Source organism: Croceicoccus gelatinilyticus (genome assembly GCF_018398395.1).
Taxonomy (GTDB): domain Bacteria; phylum Pseudomonadota; class Alphaproteobacteria; order Sphingomonadales; family Sphingomonadaceae; genus Croceicoccus; species Croceicoccus gelatinilyticus.
Window position 1 is genome coordinate 709979 of record NZ_JAHCBF010000002.1, and the last position, 15711, is coordinate 725689.

Below are 15711 nucleotides of genomic sequence, written 5' to 3' on the forward strand. Positions count from 1 at the left end.
CTTATCCCAGCCCGTAGACCGAGTGCATCGAACGGTGGCTGCGCGTGTCCTGCGCCATGATCAGGATGTCGCTCGACACGCCTTCGGCGTCGCGGACGTGATCGCGCAGTAGCGCCTCGGGGCGGAAGCCCATTTCCTCGAACATCTGGCGCGCCGCTTCCTGGTCGGTCGTCATGCGCACGGTCAGCTTCTCGATCTTCTCGTCCGCTGCCGCATCAAGGCAATGCATCGCCAGCAGGCGGCCAAGCCCCATCCCGCGGCTGTCGGCATCGACCAGCACGCGCACTTCGGCGACATGCGGCGACCAGCTGAGTTCGTCGCGAACCAGCGCGGTGCAGCCGTGGATCACGTCGCCTTCGACCGCGACGATCGAGCTGATCGTGCCCGCCTCAATTTCCTGCATCCACGCCTTGAACACGCGCGGGCTGCGAATGTCTCGCTTCAGGAAAAGCAGTTCGCGCACCGGCAAACCATTGGCGAACACGAGCATCGCTTCTTCATCGGCGGCGGTCAGCGGGCGCAGCGTGACGCGGCGACCGGCAAGGTCGATCTCTGTGGGGGCAATGTCGAGAGCAGTCATGTGGATCTCTTTCCGAGCCATGTATCGATGTGCGGCCACAGCCGGCGCAGGGCAGCAGGCCCCGCGACGAGCGAGACGTGGCCGCCCTTGGCGACGATCTCGTCGCGGTCGTTGGAAGATGTCATCGTCATCAGCGGGCCGGTGGCCTCGTGACTGACGACGTGGTCGTGCTTGGCGACGATGTTCAGGATCGACGCTTCGATATTATGCAAGTTGGCCTTCTTGCCATTGATCTCGAACTTGCCTTCGACAAGCGCGTTTTCCCACATCAGATCCTTGATCAGCTGGCCGAAATAGGCGCCCGGAATCGGCAGGGTTTCCGCCGCCCAGCGATCGAACATGCGGTACGACTTCACGAATTCGTCGTTCCACATGTTGGTCCAGAGATTGACGCGCCCGGCCGTGCGGTTCGCAGGCCGCGCCAGATCGAACGCGCCCAGCATGATTTCCGGCGGGATCAGTTCAAGTTCGCGGACCAGCAGGTCGACATCGAAATACCGCTTGTCAGCCCATGTCTGGAACAGGTGCATGTGCGAAAAGTCGATCGGCGTCGCCAGAGTGACGAGGTTGCGGATGCGCTTCGTCTTCTCGAGCGCGGCATAGATCGTCGCCAGCGTGCCGCCCGCGCAATAGCCGGCAAGGCTGATGTCCCGCTCACCGGTCTTGTCCTCTATCGCTTCCAGCGCGGCTGGGATGAAGCGGCCGACATAATCCTCGAATCCCAGCACGCTTTCGTCGCGGCGCGGCGGGTTCCAGTCGAGGTTGTAGACGTCGTAACCCTGCCCCAGCAGGTATTCGAAGAAGCTCTGCCCCTTGGCGAGGTCGAAGATATAGCCGCGATTGGTGGGCGGCGAGACGACCAGCAGCGGCACGCGGTATATCTCGTCCAGCAGCGGGCGGTAGCGGTAAAGCACCGCGGTCCCGTCGCGGTAGAGAACGTCCTTGGGCATGTGGCCCACCGGCTCGCGGTCGGCGACGAGGAAGTCGAGCCCCTTGATGTTGCGTTTCAGCGCGCGGTCCACCTCTTGGCGGACCTGCTGGGAAATCGCTTCGGGATCGAGAAGCTCTAGTGCGTTTTCACTCATCGGCCTTGGGATCGACCGGGGGTTTGCGCGTGCGTTTCGGCTCGCCCCCCGATGCCTTGCGGGTCCCCTCCCCCATTTCCAGCCTGATCTGCGCGATGTGATCCTCGATCACAGCAAGACGCTCCGAAATCTCGTCGATCTGGCTCTTGCTCGGCAGGTTCAGAGACCGCAGCACCGCTTCGGTCTGCTCGGCCATGGCCTTTTGCGCATAGACGGTGGCCTTGGTCGCCTGCCCGATCAGCGCGCCGAATTCCTCGCTCTTCGTGAACTGGCCCGACCATGCGTTGAGCTCATGCTCCCAACGCTGGATCACGTCCTGCCATGCGGCCACGGGATTGAACGGTTTTTCGGTCATTACCCGACTTAACCGCATCCGGGCATTATGACCAACTATGACTTGCGTTAAGTATCCCGCAGTCAAGTATCACGGGGCGGAACGCGACGACCGCGCCCCGCCCCCGATAGATCAGACCAGCGCGGGAAGCCGGTCCAGATACTTGTCCAACGTCAGCGGATATTCGCGCACGCGAATGCCGGTGGCATTGTAGATCGCGTTGGCAATCGCCGCACCGGGGCCGCAGATGCCCAGTTCGCCCACGCCCTTTGCCTTCAGCGGCGAGACCGCCGGATCCAGAGTGTCGAGGAAGACAACCTCCTGTTCCTGGATATCGGCGTGAACGGGCACTTCATATCCGGCAAGGTCGTGGTTCACGAACAGGCCAAAGCGCGGGTCGACCGCCAGCTCTTCGCTAAGCGCCATGCCGACCGACATGACCATCGCCCCGATCACCTGGCTGCGCGCCGAGAGCGGGTTGAGGATGCGCCCGGAATCGCAGACCGACAGCATGCGCCGCACGTGGGTTTCGCCGGTATAGGCATCGACGGCCACTTCGCAGAAATGCGCAGCATATGTGCCGATGCTGTAGTCCTGCTGGAACTTGCCGAACTCGATCGTGTCCTCTGCCGACATCGCGCCAGCGTCGGTTAGCGCGTGGGTCGCATCGCCGGCAACGATATTGCCGTCGGCGAAAGTCGCCGCGTCGCCATCGAAGCCAAGCGCCTCGCCGATCTTGCGGCGCAGCGCGACGCAAGCGGCATAGACGCCCGCGGTGGAGCTTGCCGCGCCCCACTGGCCGCCCGACCCGGCAGAGACCGGATAGAGGGAATCGCCCAGTTCTACCGTGACATGATCGAGGGGCACGCCCATCGTTTCCGCCGCAGTCTGCGCGATGATCGTGTAGCTGCCGGTACCGATGTCGGTCATGTCGGTTTCGACAGTGATGTGGCCATTGGCGGCCAGCTTCACGCGCGCGCCCGACTTCATCGTCGGGCTGCCACGGAAACCGGCAGCCATGCCCATGCCGACAAGATAGCGCCCGTCGCGGACCAGTCCCGGCTTTGCATTTCGGGCCGACCAGCCGAACCGCTGCGCGCCTTCCTTAATGCAGCGCACAAGGTTGCGTTCGCTGAACTCCTTCTGCGGCTGCCCCGGAACGGTCTTGCCCGGCTCGTTCACTTCGCGCAGCGCGATCGGGTCCATGCCCAGCTTCTCGGCCAGTTCGTCGATTGCCACTTCAAGCGCAAGGTGCCCCGGCGCTTCACCTGGCGCGCGCATCGCATTGCCTTCGGGCAAGTCGAGTTCGGCGCAATATTCGGCGACGTAACGGTTGTCGCCCGCATAGAGCACCGGCGTTTGGGCCGTCGCGGTTTCGCCGCTGCCGCCGGACGGGACGTTGTAGGACCAGTTCTCGTGCGCGATCGCGGTGATCTTGCCGTCCTGCTGCGCGCCAAGCCGGATACGCTGGATCGTCGCCTGACGGTGCGTGGTGTTGTTCGCGACAAGCGGGCGCTGCAGCATGATCTTGACCGGACGGCCCGCTTCCTTCGCAGCGAGCGCGGCGACGACCGCATCGGCGCGTACGAACAGTTTCCCGCCGAAACCGCCACCAAGGTAGGGCGAATCGACGCGGATGTTCGCCGCCTCGATACCGAGGATCGAGGCGAGGGCGTTCTTGGCCCAGTCGATCATCTGGTTAGAGGTCCACAGCGTAAGCTGGTCCCCCTGCCACGAAGCGATGGTGGAGTGCGGCTCCATCATCGAGTGGCTTTCGCCCGGCGTATGATAGGTTTCATCCAGAGTGACCGGCGCGCTGGCGAAGGCACTGTCGAAATCGCCGCGCGTCTTTGGCTCGCCGCTCATCGGGGCGGCGTCCTTGTTGGCTTCGAGATCGAAGTTGCCTTCGGCCCGATCATAGCGCGTGCGGATCATCGCGGCGGCCGCGCGGGCTTCCTCGAAAGTCTCGGCCACGACGCAGGCGATCGCCTGATGATAGTGGGTCACTTCGCTGCCGCCGAACAGCGGGGCATAGTTGAAATTGCTGGACCCGACCGGCTGCATCTTCGGCGCGGCCAGAACGGCGATCACGCCCGGTGCGGCTTCAGCGTCGGACGTGTCCATCGCGGTGATACGGCCCTTGGCGATGCCCGCGCCCACGATCCAGCCATAGGCCTGGTTGGGCACGACATCATGCCGTTCATAGGCATAGGGCGCAGCGCCCGTGACCTTGAGCGGACCGTCGATACGGCGCGTGGACTTGCCCACGATGCGGGCGTTGTCGAACAGGTTCTTCCCTGCAGGTGCGTCGAACTTCATGGCGCTCAGCTCCGCGCTTCTGCGATGACACCGGCGAGCGTGCGCTCCGCCAGGGTAATCTTGTACTTGTTGTGCTCGGTCGGGCTCGCGCCCTCGAAAGCCTTGGCGACGACCGCGCCTGCACCTTGCGGCAACAGGGCTTCGGCAGCCTCGACCCGCCACGGCTTGTGCGCGACACCGCCGAAAGCGACGCGGCCCGTGCCGTCATCGTTGAGAATCGCGGCAACCGAGACGAGGGCGAAGGCATAGGACCGGCGATCGCGGACTTTCTGGTAGAAGTGCTGTCCGCCGACAGGTGCCGGAAGCCGGACCGATACGATCAGTTCGCCCTTGCCCAGCGTATTGTCCAGCCACGGCTTGTCGCCCGGCAGGCGATGGAATTCCGCCATCGGGATCGTGCGCGTCTTGCCGTCGGGCGTGACCGTTTCGACCACGGCATCCAGCACGCGCATGGCGATCGCCATGTCGCCCGGATAAGTCGCGATGCACTTGTCGGACGTGCCGACTACGGCCAGCTGGCGCGAAAAGCCCTCTGCTGCGGCGCAGCCCGAATTGGGCACGCGCTTGTTGCAGGGCAGGTTCGGGTCATAGAAATAAGGGCAACGCGTACGCTGCAGCAGGTTGCCGGCCGTCGTCGCCTTGTTGCGAAGCTGGCCCGAAGCGCCGGCCACGATCGCGCGGGTCAGCACGGCGTAGTCCTTGCGAACCTTGGGATGCGCAGCGAGCGCAGTGTTCGAAACCAGAGCGCCAATGCGCAGGCCCCCGTCGCTCGTCTCCTCGATCTGGTCGAGGGCAAGGTCCTGCACGTCGACGAGGTGCGTCGGCGCCTCGATCTCCAGCTTCATGAGGTCGAGCAGGTTGGTCCCGCCCGCGATGAATTTCGCGCCTTCGCGCCCCGCAACGGCGGCTGCCGCTTCGGCCGGGCTTTTCGCGCGTTCGTAAGTGAAAGCCTTCATGCCTTGGCACCTCCGACTTCGGCCATGGCATCGAAGATGTTCGAATAGGCCCCGCAGCGGCAGATGTTGCCGCTCATCCGCTCGGTCATTTCGGCGCGAGTCATCGGCATCGGCCCGGTAAGGTCATCGGTAACGTGGCTGGGCACGCCCGCCTCGATCTCTTTCAGCACGGCAACCGCGCTGCAGATCTGGCCGGGGGTGCAATAGCCGCACTGGTAACCGTCGTGCTTCACGAAGGCCTCCTGCATCGGGTGCATGTCGTCGGCCGAGCCCAGCCCCTCGATCGTGGTGACTTCGTCGCCCTGGTGCATGACGGCGAGCGAGAGGCATGAATTGACGCGCGTGCCGTTCACCATGACGGTGCAGGCGCCGCACTGGCCGTGGTCGCAGCCCTTCTTCGTGCCGGTCAACTTAAGATGTTCGCGCAGCGTGTCGAGCAGCGTCGTGCGAGTATCGAGTTCAAGCTCGACCTCCTTTCCGTTGACGCTGAGCTTCACCGGGACCGGCGTGCTCTTCGGGGCCTTGGCAGGGCCCTGTGCGGCGGCAGGGACGGTCGTGACCGCAGCCGAGGCCGCGCCTGCGACGAGAACGCCGCGGCGAGTGATTGGCGGGGTAGGAATTGATGGCATGGTGAAACCCGTAATGGCTGGTCGCGTGACGAATGGACGGACGAGAGGGAGCGCCCGGGCCGACAGGCTAGCACTCACAGCGCCAGGAAAAACAGAAAAGTTCTGATCGCCTTCATGAGCGAATTTCATGAAAGATGCGGGAACCTTTCCGAAAACCCGCAAACGAAAACGGCCCCGCCATCGCTGGCGGGGCCGAAATCGTGTTCGGTTGCTTGTGATCAGGCGATCAGAAGCGCTTGGTCAGTTCGACCTTCACCGTGCGCGGCAGCGTGCCGAAGCCGAGCTGGTCGGCCTTGACGCCGGTGACGCCGCCAGCAGCGGTACCGGACGACGGACCGTCGACCACGCCCGTGACATAGAACTCGTTGGTGAGGTTCTTGCCGATCAGGGCCAGCTGCCAGTTGCCGTCAGCTGCGCCGAAGCGGAGACCGGCATCGATGGTCCAGTAGTCGTCCTGGATCGCGATGGGGTTTGCAAAGCCCGACGGGTTGTAGCTGTCCGAGTAGCGGGCGTTGGCGTTGAAGCCCATCATCAGCGTGCTGCCGATGTCGGTTTCGTAGTTCACGCCGATCACGCCGGTCCATTCCGGTGCGACCGAGAGCGGCTGACCCGTCAGGTTCTGGCGGATCTGGCCGTCGGCGGTGATGACGTTACAACCTTCAGCCTGCGTCTGGCCCGAGTAGCACGGACCTTCGGGGAAGCTGTCGTACTTTGCGTCGTTGTAGTTCACGGCCGCGTTGAGGTTGAGGCCCGGCACCGCGTAGGGCGCATATTCAAGCTCAAGCTCGACACCCTGCGTCTTCGCATCGGCGGTCAGCGTGTTGAACGCGAAAACCGGCGAGTTGAAGAAGTCGACCTGGAAGTCCTTCACCGTGTAGGTGAAGAGCGTCAGGTTGGCGCGAAGCTGGTTGTCGAGGATGGTCGACTTGATACCGACTTCGAAGCCTTCAGCCTCTTCCGGGTTGAAGGTAAGGTCGCCGTACGGATCAGGCGAGAACTGCGAGTTGATGCCGCCGTTCGAGAAGCCGCCCGACTTGTAGGCAGTCTTGTACGCACCGTAGAGCAGGATGTCCGGCGTCGGTTCGTAGGTCAGCGTCACTTCCGGTGCGAAGTCCTTGAACTTCTGGTTGGCAGTGATGGTGCCAAGCGGATCATCAGCGTCACGATAGACGACTGCGAAAGCCGGGTTCACGTATTCCTGCGCGAAGTAGCTGTCCTTCTTCTCGTCCGTGTAACGGCCACCGGCCGCCAGTTCGAGGCCGTCCATCAGTTCGAAGCGAACCTGACCGAAGATGGCGATTGTTTCGCCCTCGGTAGTGCTGATCTTCTCGCTCGCCGCGTAGACGAGATCGGGACGCGGAGCCGCGGAGTTGCGCACGTCGCTGTAGAAGCCCCACTGGCCGAAATCACGGTCCGTGGTCTGATACAGACCGCCGATCATGAAGTTGAACGGACCGTCGAAGACCGACGTCAGGCGCAGTTCCTGCGAGAAGGCTTCCCAGGTCGAGTTCTCGGTCGCGAAGATCATACCGCCCGCAACGGAATCGGTAGCCTGGAAGTTGCAGTTGCAAAGCCAGGAGTTGTTGTTGCGCTGCCAGTTGGTGACCGATGAAATCGTCATCGTGTCCATCTCGTATTCGAGCTGGTTGTTGATGCCCCAGCTGCGATAGCGGTTATAGGGCACGCCATCGTCGTTGCCATAAGGCGCGGTCTGGGCAACCTCGGCCGGCAGGGCGTTCTGGTGCGTGATGAAGTCCTTTTCGCACGGATAGACCGTCAGCTGGCTGAAGCCGGTGCCGTTGCCGCACGAATATGCGACGTAGTTCCAGCTGTTGTTCAGCGTGTCGTTCTGGTTGCGGGTGACCTTCAAGGTGTTGGTCAGGTCGCTCGTCGGCTCCCACTTCAGCGTGGCGCGGGCGAGGAATTCTTCCTGCTGCGGCATCGGGCCCTCGATGGGCAGCGACACCAAGGTCTCTACATCGCCGAAGCCCTGTGCGGTGTCGACGGTGGTGTAGTTCTGGGGCGTGGAGACGTTATCGTAGTAACCGCCGTCCATGTCCGAGTAGCGCGCAGCAAGGCGGATACCGAGCGTGTCGGTGATCGGGCCCGAGATGATGCCTTCGAGCTGGTACTGGTTGGCCTTGAATTCGTAACCGGCCTTGATCGAACCGGTCCAGTCGTAGGTCGGGTCGTTCGTGGTCAGCGAGATCACGCCGGCAGTGGCGTTCTTGCCGAAGAACAGGGCCTGCGGGCCCTTGAGGACTTCGACGCGTGCGAGGTCGAAGAAGCCTTCGTCAATGACGCGCCCCTGGCCGTAGTATGCGCCGTCAACGACGATGGCGACCGACTGTTCGATACCGATCGAGGTCGAGGACGAACCGATACCACGCAGGGTGATCTGGGCCGACGAACCGTTCGAGGCGCGGCCGACGTTGAGGTTCGGCGTTGCAGCAGCGATCTTTTCGATGCTGGTGATGTCGCGGTTCTGGATCATCTCTTCCGACATCGCGGTGACCGCGACGGGGACGTCCTGAACACTTTCTTCGCGCTTACGTGCGGTGACGACGATTTCGTTGAGGCCGCCAGTCTTCGCGGTTTCGGTCTGCGCGTCCTGCGCAAACGCGACCTGCGAGGTCAGTGCGAGCGACGCACCACCGAGAAGAAGGACGGATTTCGAGCGTAAAAACATGACGATCTCTCCCTTTGAACCATTAGCCGGTGCCTCTGTGGGCACGACCGTTCCAGACGGCTAATAGGTTGAGGGTGTTTTACGAGCGCCTGTCCGATTACATAGCTATCGGTTTTGTCAGGTTCCTGCGGTCGACTGCAAAAACCGTTATTGCAGTGGCATTCCTGCAACATGAAGCGCAGCATTGAAGTCGTCGATCGCCGCCGCGCAGACCTCTGCCACGTGTTCCTTGCCGAAGATGCATTGCAGGGTATCGGCCCTGCAGCATTCGTCCTGTAGCAGCGACAGGATCAGCGCCTCCCCTTCCGCGATCAGCGGGCAGCCTTCCATCGCGAAGCCGAAACGCAGGCCTGCGCGCACGTTCAACACCATGAGAATGCGGTGAAATGCGCCGATCCCGCCCATGAGGCCGCGGTCCAGGAAATCGCTGGCCACGGCATCGGCCGGGCACGTCCGCCCGTTCACCGCGCCGACCCACTTGCGCGTGGCATCGACGATGAACGCTTCGGCGGGAGCAAGGTCAGCGGTGCGGTGGTCGAGATAGCGGTACAAGGGCGACTCCTGTCAGGGACTGAAGCCAGACCCTTTCATAGCGCAGCGCTTATTGCAACCGATTATCATTAGCGGAATATCGGCGGGTCAATAGACACCAGAATCAGAACGGCCCGCCCGGCATGAACCGGACGGGCCGCCCTTGTGCGATCGGGCCAGCGCGGGTGGGGCCGCGCCGGCTTTCGATCAGAACCTCAGCGTCGAACGGATGCCGATCGTGCGCGGCGCGGCAACGAAGGTGCCGTAGCGGCGCACGTAATGCGGATCGCCGTTCTCGTCATAGACGACCTGGTTGTATTCGGGCGACGAACGCACGCCGGTCTCCGCGTACTTGTCGAACAGGTTGTCGACGTAGAGCTGCGTCGAAAAGCCCTTGTGGTCGAGCGTCAGTGCCGCGCCGTGCATGGAGAAGCCCTTCAGCGTCGTGCCCTGACGGCCACCCGCACGCGTCAGTATGTTCGACTGCGCGGTCATCTTGTAGGTGAAGCCGATGTCGGTATCGGGACCAACCGGCTGCTTGTAGCTGACGAAGACGTTGCCCTTGTGCTTCGGGCTGCCCGGCAGGCGATCGCCGTCGAGGCCGTCTTCATAAAGCGTGCCGAAGCCGGGCCCTTCAGTATAGGCGATCAGATCGGGGCTGAGCGCCGTAAGCTTCGCATCAGTGTACGAATAGTTGCCGCTGACTGTCAGTTCCGGCGTCACGCGGAAGCTGGCCGACAGTTCGACGCCCTTCGATTCCGCACCGCCACCGTTGAGCGTGATCGGCAAGCCGCCCGCCAGCGTGGTCGACGAAAGCTGCGGGTCCTTCCAGTCGATGTAATAGACCGCGCCGTTCAGCGTCAGCCGACGGTTCAGGAACTGCGTCTTGAAGCCGACTTCGTAGTTCGTGGTTTCATCCGGGCCATACGCGAACTCGTTCGGCAGGGCGCAAAGCGTCTGGTTGTCGGGATCGTTCGGATCGAACCCGTCGGGGCAGGCCGCGATCCCGTTGCCGCTACCGATGCGGAAGCCCTTGCTGACCGTCGCATAGGCCAGCGCGTCGGGGGCAAACTCGTACGAAGTGTTTACCTTCCAGAGGAAGCCGTCGCGCTTCTGGCCCGCTTCTTCAAATTCGAGCTGGATGTCGTTCGCCGGATCGCGTCCGCCGAAGGCGATATAGAACAGCGGAAGGTCGAAGGCCGATGCGACTTCGTAGTCGTACTTGTAATAGCGGCCCCCCAGCGTGACCTGCCATTCCGGCGTGATCTCGTAACCCACTTCGCCGTAGACCGCGTATTCCTTCAGCTTCTCGCGGACGGCCTGCACATACTCGATGTTCTGCGGGTAATCGGTGCCGAAGTACTCATCGAGGTAGGGCGTGAACTCAAGGCTCAGGCTCTCTGCATCAAGCTGGTTGTAGAAGCCGCCGACGATCCAGCTGAGCGGTCCGCTGCTGGTGCTGACAAGGCGCAGTTCCTGCGTCCAGGTTTCTTCCTCGCCCGTTTCCTGCGTGCGCGAAGTGAAGGTCGGGAACGCCTCGTAACTGTATTCCAGCGTGATCAGCAGGTCCGACTGATCGCGATTGCCGTCATCGGTGTACTTGGAATAGCCCGTCGCGCTCGTCAGTTCGGCAAAGCCGAGGTCGAGCGCGGCTTCGAGAGCCACGAGTTCGTTGCGGATCTGGTTGGGTTCAAGCACGCGCAGCGCGTTTTCGTAGTCGCCGACAGTGACCGGGAAGTCCACATAGGCGCCGTTGGAATCCAGCAGCGGCTGATCGTTCAGGCTGCTGTGCGTAAGCTGGCGGCCACCAACTTTCAGGTCCTGCAGGTAATAGGTGAGGTTGATGTCCAGCGCGTCGACCGGCTGCCAGCGCAGCGCGGCACGGGCCGAGACGACTTCGGCCCAGTTGGTGTCCTTCACGCGGCGCACGGCATCGGGGTTGTCGAAATCGTCGGGGTTCACGGCCCCCGCCTCGGTCACGACGAATGGCTGGTCGACGAAGCCCTGGTCATTCAGCAGGTCGATCGAGCCGCGAAAGGCCAGCGTATCGCCCAGCGGGATGTTGACCGTCATGCCGGTATCGGTGCTGATCCCGCCGCCACGCTTGTAATCGTAGAAGTCGGCACGAACCTCGCCGCTGATCTCGTCGAATTGCGGACGGTTCGGGATATAGCGCACCGCGCCGCCCAGCGTGCCCGCGCCGTAAAGCGTGCCCTGCGGGCCGATCAGGAATTCGACACGTTCCATGTCGATCGGGCGAAGGTTCACGTAAAGCGGGATTTCACCGACGTAGATGGCAACGGTTCCGCCGCCCGAATTGTCGCCGTCCGCCGCGCTTAGCGGGTCGGCGTTGAGGCCGCGGAAGACGATCGTGTTGCCCTGGCGCGCGCCGGCATCGACGATGTAGACACCCGGAACGGTCGCCGCGATGCTTTCGAGATCGAGCGTGCGCTGTTCTTCAAGGCTTTCGGCCGTCACGGCCGCGATGTTGAAAGGTACGTCCTGCACCGTATCGGCGCGCCGGGTCGCGGTGACGATGATCTCGTTGCCGGTGGCGACGGCAGGCTCTGCCTGTGCGTGCGCGACGGCGGGGGCCAGCACGGGGGAGAGGACGGAGCCGATGAGAAGGGACATGCGAAGGGTACGTGCAGATTGCATCTGTCTTGGTCCTTGTCTTTACAGCAGCGACCAGTCCCCACAATCCGCTGCAAGCTTCACCAGTTTTGGTGCGGTGCAGCATGACTCGCTTTGTGCAATTCGATAACCCTTGTAACCAGTCGCCATGACAGAAACGTCACCTCCCGTTGCAGTTTTGCAACTTTTCGCCGGAAGAGAGCGCGAGGCCTTCGCGTCTGCACAGGCCCATCTGCGCGAAAAGGGCGCGGATGCAGCATGTGTCATGGTACTGGCTGCGATCGCGCTGGAACACGGAAACGACGCCAAGGCGAAGGAGCTCTCCGATCTCGCCGCGAAGATCGGCGGTGCGGTAGGGTGGCGGCACATTCTGCTGGGGCGTCTTGCCCTGAAACGCAGCGACACGGCCGCAGCCCGTGCCGCGGCCCGCGCTGCGGCCAAAGCGGACGTGGCCTGGCCCGAACTGGCAGGCGATCTGGGTGTCCTGTTATCGCGCACGGGGTTGCATGCAGAGGCACTGCCGTTCCTGGCCCGCGCGACGGAGGCCCGACGCTACGACCCCCAAGCCGCCTACAATTATGGGATCGCGCTGCAATTCACGGGAGACCTGCGGAAAGCGCGCGAGGTTTTCGAAGATCTCGTCACGCGCGAACCCGGCCATGCGCAGGCGTGGCTTGCCCTCGTCCCTCTGGCAAAGGACCGGCATGAAGAGTTCCTGCCGATGCTGGAGCAACGCTTTGCTGCAACCGACAGTGTCGAGGACCGCCTGATGCTCGGCCACGCGATTGCGCGGATGCTGGAAGACAAGGGCGAATGGGACGCATCGCTCGGCTGGTTAGACCGCGCGAAGGAACCGCTCGCCACGCGTATTGGCCATGACCGCGCCGCAACCGAACGCCTGTTCGCCGCATCTGCTGCCAGCGCGGAAAGCCCGATACCGGCGCTGTCAGGCGATACATCCCCATTATTCATCGTCGGCATGCCGCGCAGCGGGACGACGCTGGCGGAACGTATCTTGTCCGCGCATCCCGATGTCACGTCTGCGGGCGAGCTTTCGGATTTCGCCGTGTTGGCCAAACGGACGGTGCAGACACCGGGCGGCCACGTCCTCGACGCGCCAACGATCGAGGCAGCGGCAAGCGCCGACCTGTCCGCGATCGAGGGTGCCTATGTCGAACGCGTGCGGACCATCGTCGGCGACAGTCCGCACTTCATCGACAAGATGCCATTCAACTTCTTCTTCGCGCCACTGATCCTGCAAGCCCTGCCCGGCGCGCGCGTGATTTGCCTGCGGCGTTCACCGCAAGACACGGTGTTCAGCAACTACCGTCAGCTTTTCGCAACAGCCTTCACTTACTATTCCTACGCGTACCACTTTGAGGACACGGCCCACTTCGTCGCGCAGTTCGAAAAGCTGATCGATCACTTCGAGCAGGCGCTTCCCGAGAACCGCTTCCTCTCGCTTTCCTACGAAGAGATCGTCGCCGACTTCGACAGGCAGGCGCGCAAGCTGGTGGCGTTCGCAGGGCTCGATTGGGACGATGCCTGCGCCGCCTTCCACGAAAACACGGCCCCCGTCGCCACGGCCAGTTCGCTGCAGGTCCGCCAGCCGATCTACGCAAATGCGGTAGCGCGCTGGAAACGTTATCCCGGCGGAGCAATACGCGTGCAGGAAGCACTTTCGCGCCTCGGAATCGGCAATATCGAAAAAAATATCGGCTGATTTTCGCCGCTTCAGTTGGTTGGCGAGAGCCTACCTCTTTGCACGCCCGGCGCCGCAGCGAAGTTTCGATACAATCGAATGTAACAATCTGCCGCAAGGCCATTGGTGCATTGCGGCAAATCGATGAATCTCAAATCAATTCCGCCGCACTTCCACAAAGTACTGATCGAGTCTTTCGCAATACAACTTGCGCCTTAGAGGCCAAGGAGGACAAGTTGACTCAGGTGTTAGCAAGACGGTCTTGATAGGCTACTTGGCATTGTCAGATAACTGTAAAGTCTAGATTTAGCTTTGGCCGGATATGGACTCATGTTAACCAATTGTTAACTGGTCGCAGAACGCGAGTCGCTGCTTGCGATTGCAACCGGATATTACCAACGACTATGCCGCAGCGCTCGCCGCGGTTCCTAGCCGGACGCACACGTGGGGAGTGCAAGTGATGGCGCAAATCAACGACGACATCTTCGGACCACCCGAAGTAGACGTGCCTGCCTGTACGGAGGCAGACGCTTTTCCATACCTGGTGCCGACATCCCCCTTCAGCTGCATTACGCAACTGAGCCGACACTGAACAACGTTCGCCAGGCGTCGCGGCAATCACCGCCGACGCCTTTTTGTTTTGGTGCTTAATTGTGGGGAAATTGAGCGATGACTGACTATGATCTCAGGTTCTTCGACGAAGACGAAATCGACGATAACTATACATATGGCGCTGGCTTTTACGGGCCAGACTTGCCGGACGGGACAGACCCGGAAGCGAACAACCTCGACGGCTTTCCCTTTTACGTAAAGCATCTGAACTTCGATGAATCGCAGGCCTACGGTGCCACCGGCACCGGGCTTTTCGCGCCGTTTCTCAACATCAACGGCGGCGAGACGATCCTGGGCTTCAACACCGACGAAAAGGTAAGCGGCCAGAACGGAACCGATATCTCCGACCCGAACACGAACGCGCTGCAGTTCTATGAGATCCCAATCATCTATCTGGACCTCGACCACGACGGATCGCTCGAAGCCTATTATCAGATCAACCTCGACATCAATGAAAACAACCGGCTCGACGTGTCGCTGGAAGAACTCCAGTTCTATGTCTCCTCACCCGGTGACGGAGTTAACGGCACCGGGTACGCAACCCTCGATGATTGGAACGAGGGCGGCACTTATGCCTTCGGCGGCGATTTCGAACTGGTTTTCGACCTTGATGATCTCGACGGAAATGGCGTCGCTGACGATGGGACCGGGAATACCCTTATCCTCAGCGATCAGGGTGCGGGCCAAGGCAAGCAGGATTACATCTTCTATTTTCCGGTCGAAATGTTCGGCGATGTCGCGCCCGACGATTACCTGACGCTCTATTCCCAGTTCGGCCCTGACCCGGCCGATGATGGCGGCTTTGCCGAATGGAACACGTTGAAGGCGACACAGATCGACGGCATCAAGTTCAACGACCGCGATGCCGACGGCGACTATGAGCCCGACGCAGGCGAAGCGCCGCTCGAAGGCTTCACGATCTATATCGACGTCAATGAAAACGGCGTTCTGGATGATTTCGAACCGTGGACCCAGACCGACGTCGACGGCCAGTTCTCGTTCTTCAGCCTGCTTCCCGACGACCAGTATGTCATTCGCGAAGTGCTCGACGAAGGCGACATGAGCGCGGCTTTTGTCGCAGCTAACGGCGGCGACGCCAGTGTCTTTACGCCCGATGGCACCTGGATCCAGACGACCGACCCGCTGGACGACGGCAACCAGATTGTCACCGTCACCGATCCCGGCACCTATTTCGTCGCAGTCGGCAACTACAGGCTGTTCGACATTTCAGGCATGAAATACCTCGATGCCAATGCCGACGGTTCAACCAACGGAGACGTGGGTCTGGCCGGGGTCACGATCTACATCGATATGGATGACAGCGGCACCTTCAACGCCGGTGACATTTCGACGGTCACGGGAGTCGATGGCAGTTGGTCGATCACTGGCCTTGATGAAAGCTACATCGGCAAGACGGTCTACGAAGACCTGACCGATGGCTGGTACGCAACAGTCGGTGGCAGCGGCTATGGCCTGACCGGCGTCGACCGCACCGACCTTGATTTTGCCAATTACCAAAAGGGCAAGATCTCCGGCACCAAGTACGAGGACGATGACGGGGACGCGTCGACCACAGGCGACCAGAGCGTCTGGTCAGGCGTCACCATCAAGCTGCTCGACGGCGACGGCGTCTTCATCGA

The 15711-nt window shown here is 61.9% G+C and carries 11 protein-coding genes; 2 read left to right on the forward strand and 9 right to left on the reverse strand.

The genetic code is table 11. The features are described 5' to 3' along the window. Nucleotide 1: 1 nt before the first annotated feature. The 9 genes from KIH45_RS07365 to KIH45_RS07405 form a co-directional block, all read right to left on the reverse strand. Complete coding sequence (locus KIH45_RS07365) at nucleotides 2–580, reverse strand: GNAT family N-acetyltransferase (protein WP_213175335.1); 579 nt, start codon at nucleotides 578–580, stop codon at nucleotides 2–4. Further along, nucleotides 577–1665 (reverse strand): alpha/beta fold hydrolase, encoded by a 1089-nt coding sequence (locus KIH45_RS07370; protein ID WP_213175336.1) that lies wholly within the window; start codon nucleotides 1663–1665, stop codon nucleotides 577–579. Before KIH45_RS07370 ends, KIH45_RS07365 begins: the two co-directional genes overlap by 4 nt. After that, nucleotides 1658–2086 (reverse strand): poly(R)-hydroxyalkanoic acid synthase subunit PhaE, encoded by a 429-nt coding sequence (locus tag KIH45_RS07375; protein ID WP_420481924.1) that lies wholly within the window; start codon nucleotides 2084–2086, stop codon nucleotides 1658–1660. Before KIH45_RS07375 ends, KIH45_RS07370 begins: the two co-directional genes overlap by 8 nt. A 45-nt stretch (nucleotides 2087–2131) precedes the next feature. Beyond that, nucleotides 2132–4318 carry an aldehyde oxidoreductase molybdenum-binding subunit PaoC gene (paoC, locus tag KIH45_RS07380; protein WP_213175338.1) on the reverse strand — a complete coding sequence of 729 codons (2187 nt, stop codon included), beginning with the start codon at nucleotides 4316–4318 and terminating at the stop codon, nucleotides 2132–2134. Between the two features lie 5 nt (nucleotides 4319–4323). Then, nucleotides 4324–5274, reverse strand: a complete 951-nt coding sequence (locus tag KIH45_RS07385; RefSeq protein ID WP_213175339.1) for an FAD binding domain-containing protein — start codon at nucleotides 5272–5274, stop codon at nucleotides 4324–4326. Beyond that, a complete protein-coding gene (gene paoA, locus KIH45_RS07390) occupies nucleotides 5271–5903 on the reverse strand; it encodes an aldehyde dehydrogenase iron-sulfur subunit PaoA (RefSeq protein WP_213175340.1) in 633 nt (210 codons plus the stop codon). The genes KIH45_RS07385 and paoA overlap by 4 nt, the downstream gene beginning before the upstream one ends. 226 nt (nucleotides 5904–6129) lie before the next feature. Continuing rightward, nucleotides 6130–8592 (reverse strand): TonB-dependent receptor, encoded by a 2463-nt coding sequence (locus KIH45_RS07395; RefSeq protein WP_213175341.1) that lies wholly within the window; start codon nucleotides 8590–8592, stop codon nucleotides 6130–6132. A gap of 147 nt (nucleotides 8593–8739) precedes the next feature. Then, on the reverse strand, nucleotides 8740–9144 hold the full coding sequence (locus KIH45_RS07400; protein WP_213175342.1) for a hypothetical protein: 405 nt from the start codon (nucleotides 9142–9144) through the stop codon (nucleotides 8740–8742). A gap of 186 nt (nucleotides 9145–9330) precedes the next feature. Continuing rightward, nucleotides 9331–11781, reverse strand: a complete 2451-nt coding sequence (locus KIH45_RS07405) for a TonB-dependent receptor (protein WP_213175343.1) — start codon at nucleotides 11779–11781, stop codon at nucleotides 9331–9333. Nucleotides 11782–12022: 241 nt separating this feature from the next. Here KIH45_RS07405 and KIH45_RS19335 point away from each other — a divergent pair, with 241 nt between their 5' ends. Both KIH45_RS19335 and KIH45_RS07415 read left to right on the forward strand, forming a co-directional pair. Then, complete coding sequence (locus KIH45_RS19335; protein WP_213175344.1) at nucleotides 12023–13480, forward strand: tetratricopeptide repeat-containing sulfotransferase family protein; 1458 nt, start codon at nucleotides 12023–12025, stop codon at nucleotides 13478–13480. Nucleotides 13481–14128: 648 nt separating this feature from the next. Next, the coding region (locus KIH45_RS07415) for a hypothetical protein (protein WP_213175345.1) at nucleotides 14129–15711 on the forward strand (1583 nt) is incomplete at its 3' end.

Excerpts from the sequence above, each read along its gene's own strand:
- KIH45_RS07365 (WP_213175335.1), bottom strand. The coding sequence starts at position 580 with ATGACTGCTCTCGACATTGCCCCCACAGAGATCGACCTTGCCGGTCGC.
- KIH45_RS07370 (WP_213175336.1), bottom strand. The coding sequence starts at position 1,665 with ATGAGTGAAAACGCACTAGAGCTTCTCGATCCCGAAGCGATTTCCCAG.
- paoC (WP_213175338.1), bottom strand. The coding sequence starts at position 4,318 with ATGAAGTTCGACGCACCTGCAGGGAAGAACCTGTTCGACAACGCCCGC.
- KIH45_RS07385 (WP_213175339.1), bottom strand. The coding sequence starts at position 5,274 with ATGAAGGCTTTCACTTACGAACGCGCGAAAAGCCCGGCCGAAGCGGCA.
- paoA (WP_213175340.1), bottom strand. The coding sequence starts at position 5,903 with ATGCCATCAATTCCTACCCCGCCAATCACTCGCCGCGGCGTTCTCGTC.
- KIH45_RS07395 (WP_213175341.1), bottom strand. The coding sequence starts at position 8,592 with ATGTTTTTACGCTCGAAATCCGTCCTTCTTCTCGGTGGTGCGTCGCTC.
- KIH45_RS07405 (WP_213175343.1), bottom strand. The coding sequence starts at position 11,781 with ATGCAATCTGCACGTACCCTTCGCATGTCCCTTCTCATCGGCTCCGTC.
- KIH45_RS19335 (WP_213175344.1), top strand. The coding sequence starts at position 12,023 with ATGGTACTGGCTGCGATCGCGCTGGAACACGGAAACGACGCCAAGGCG.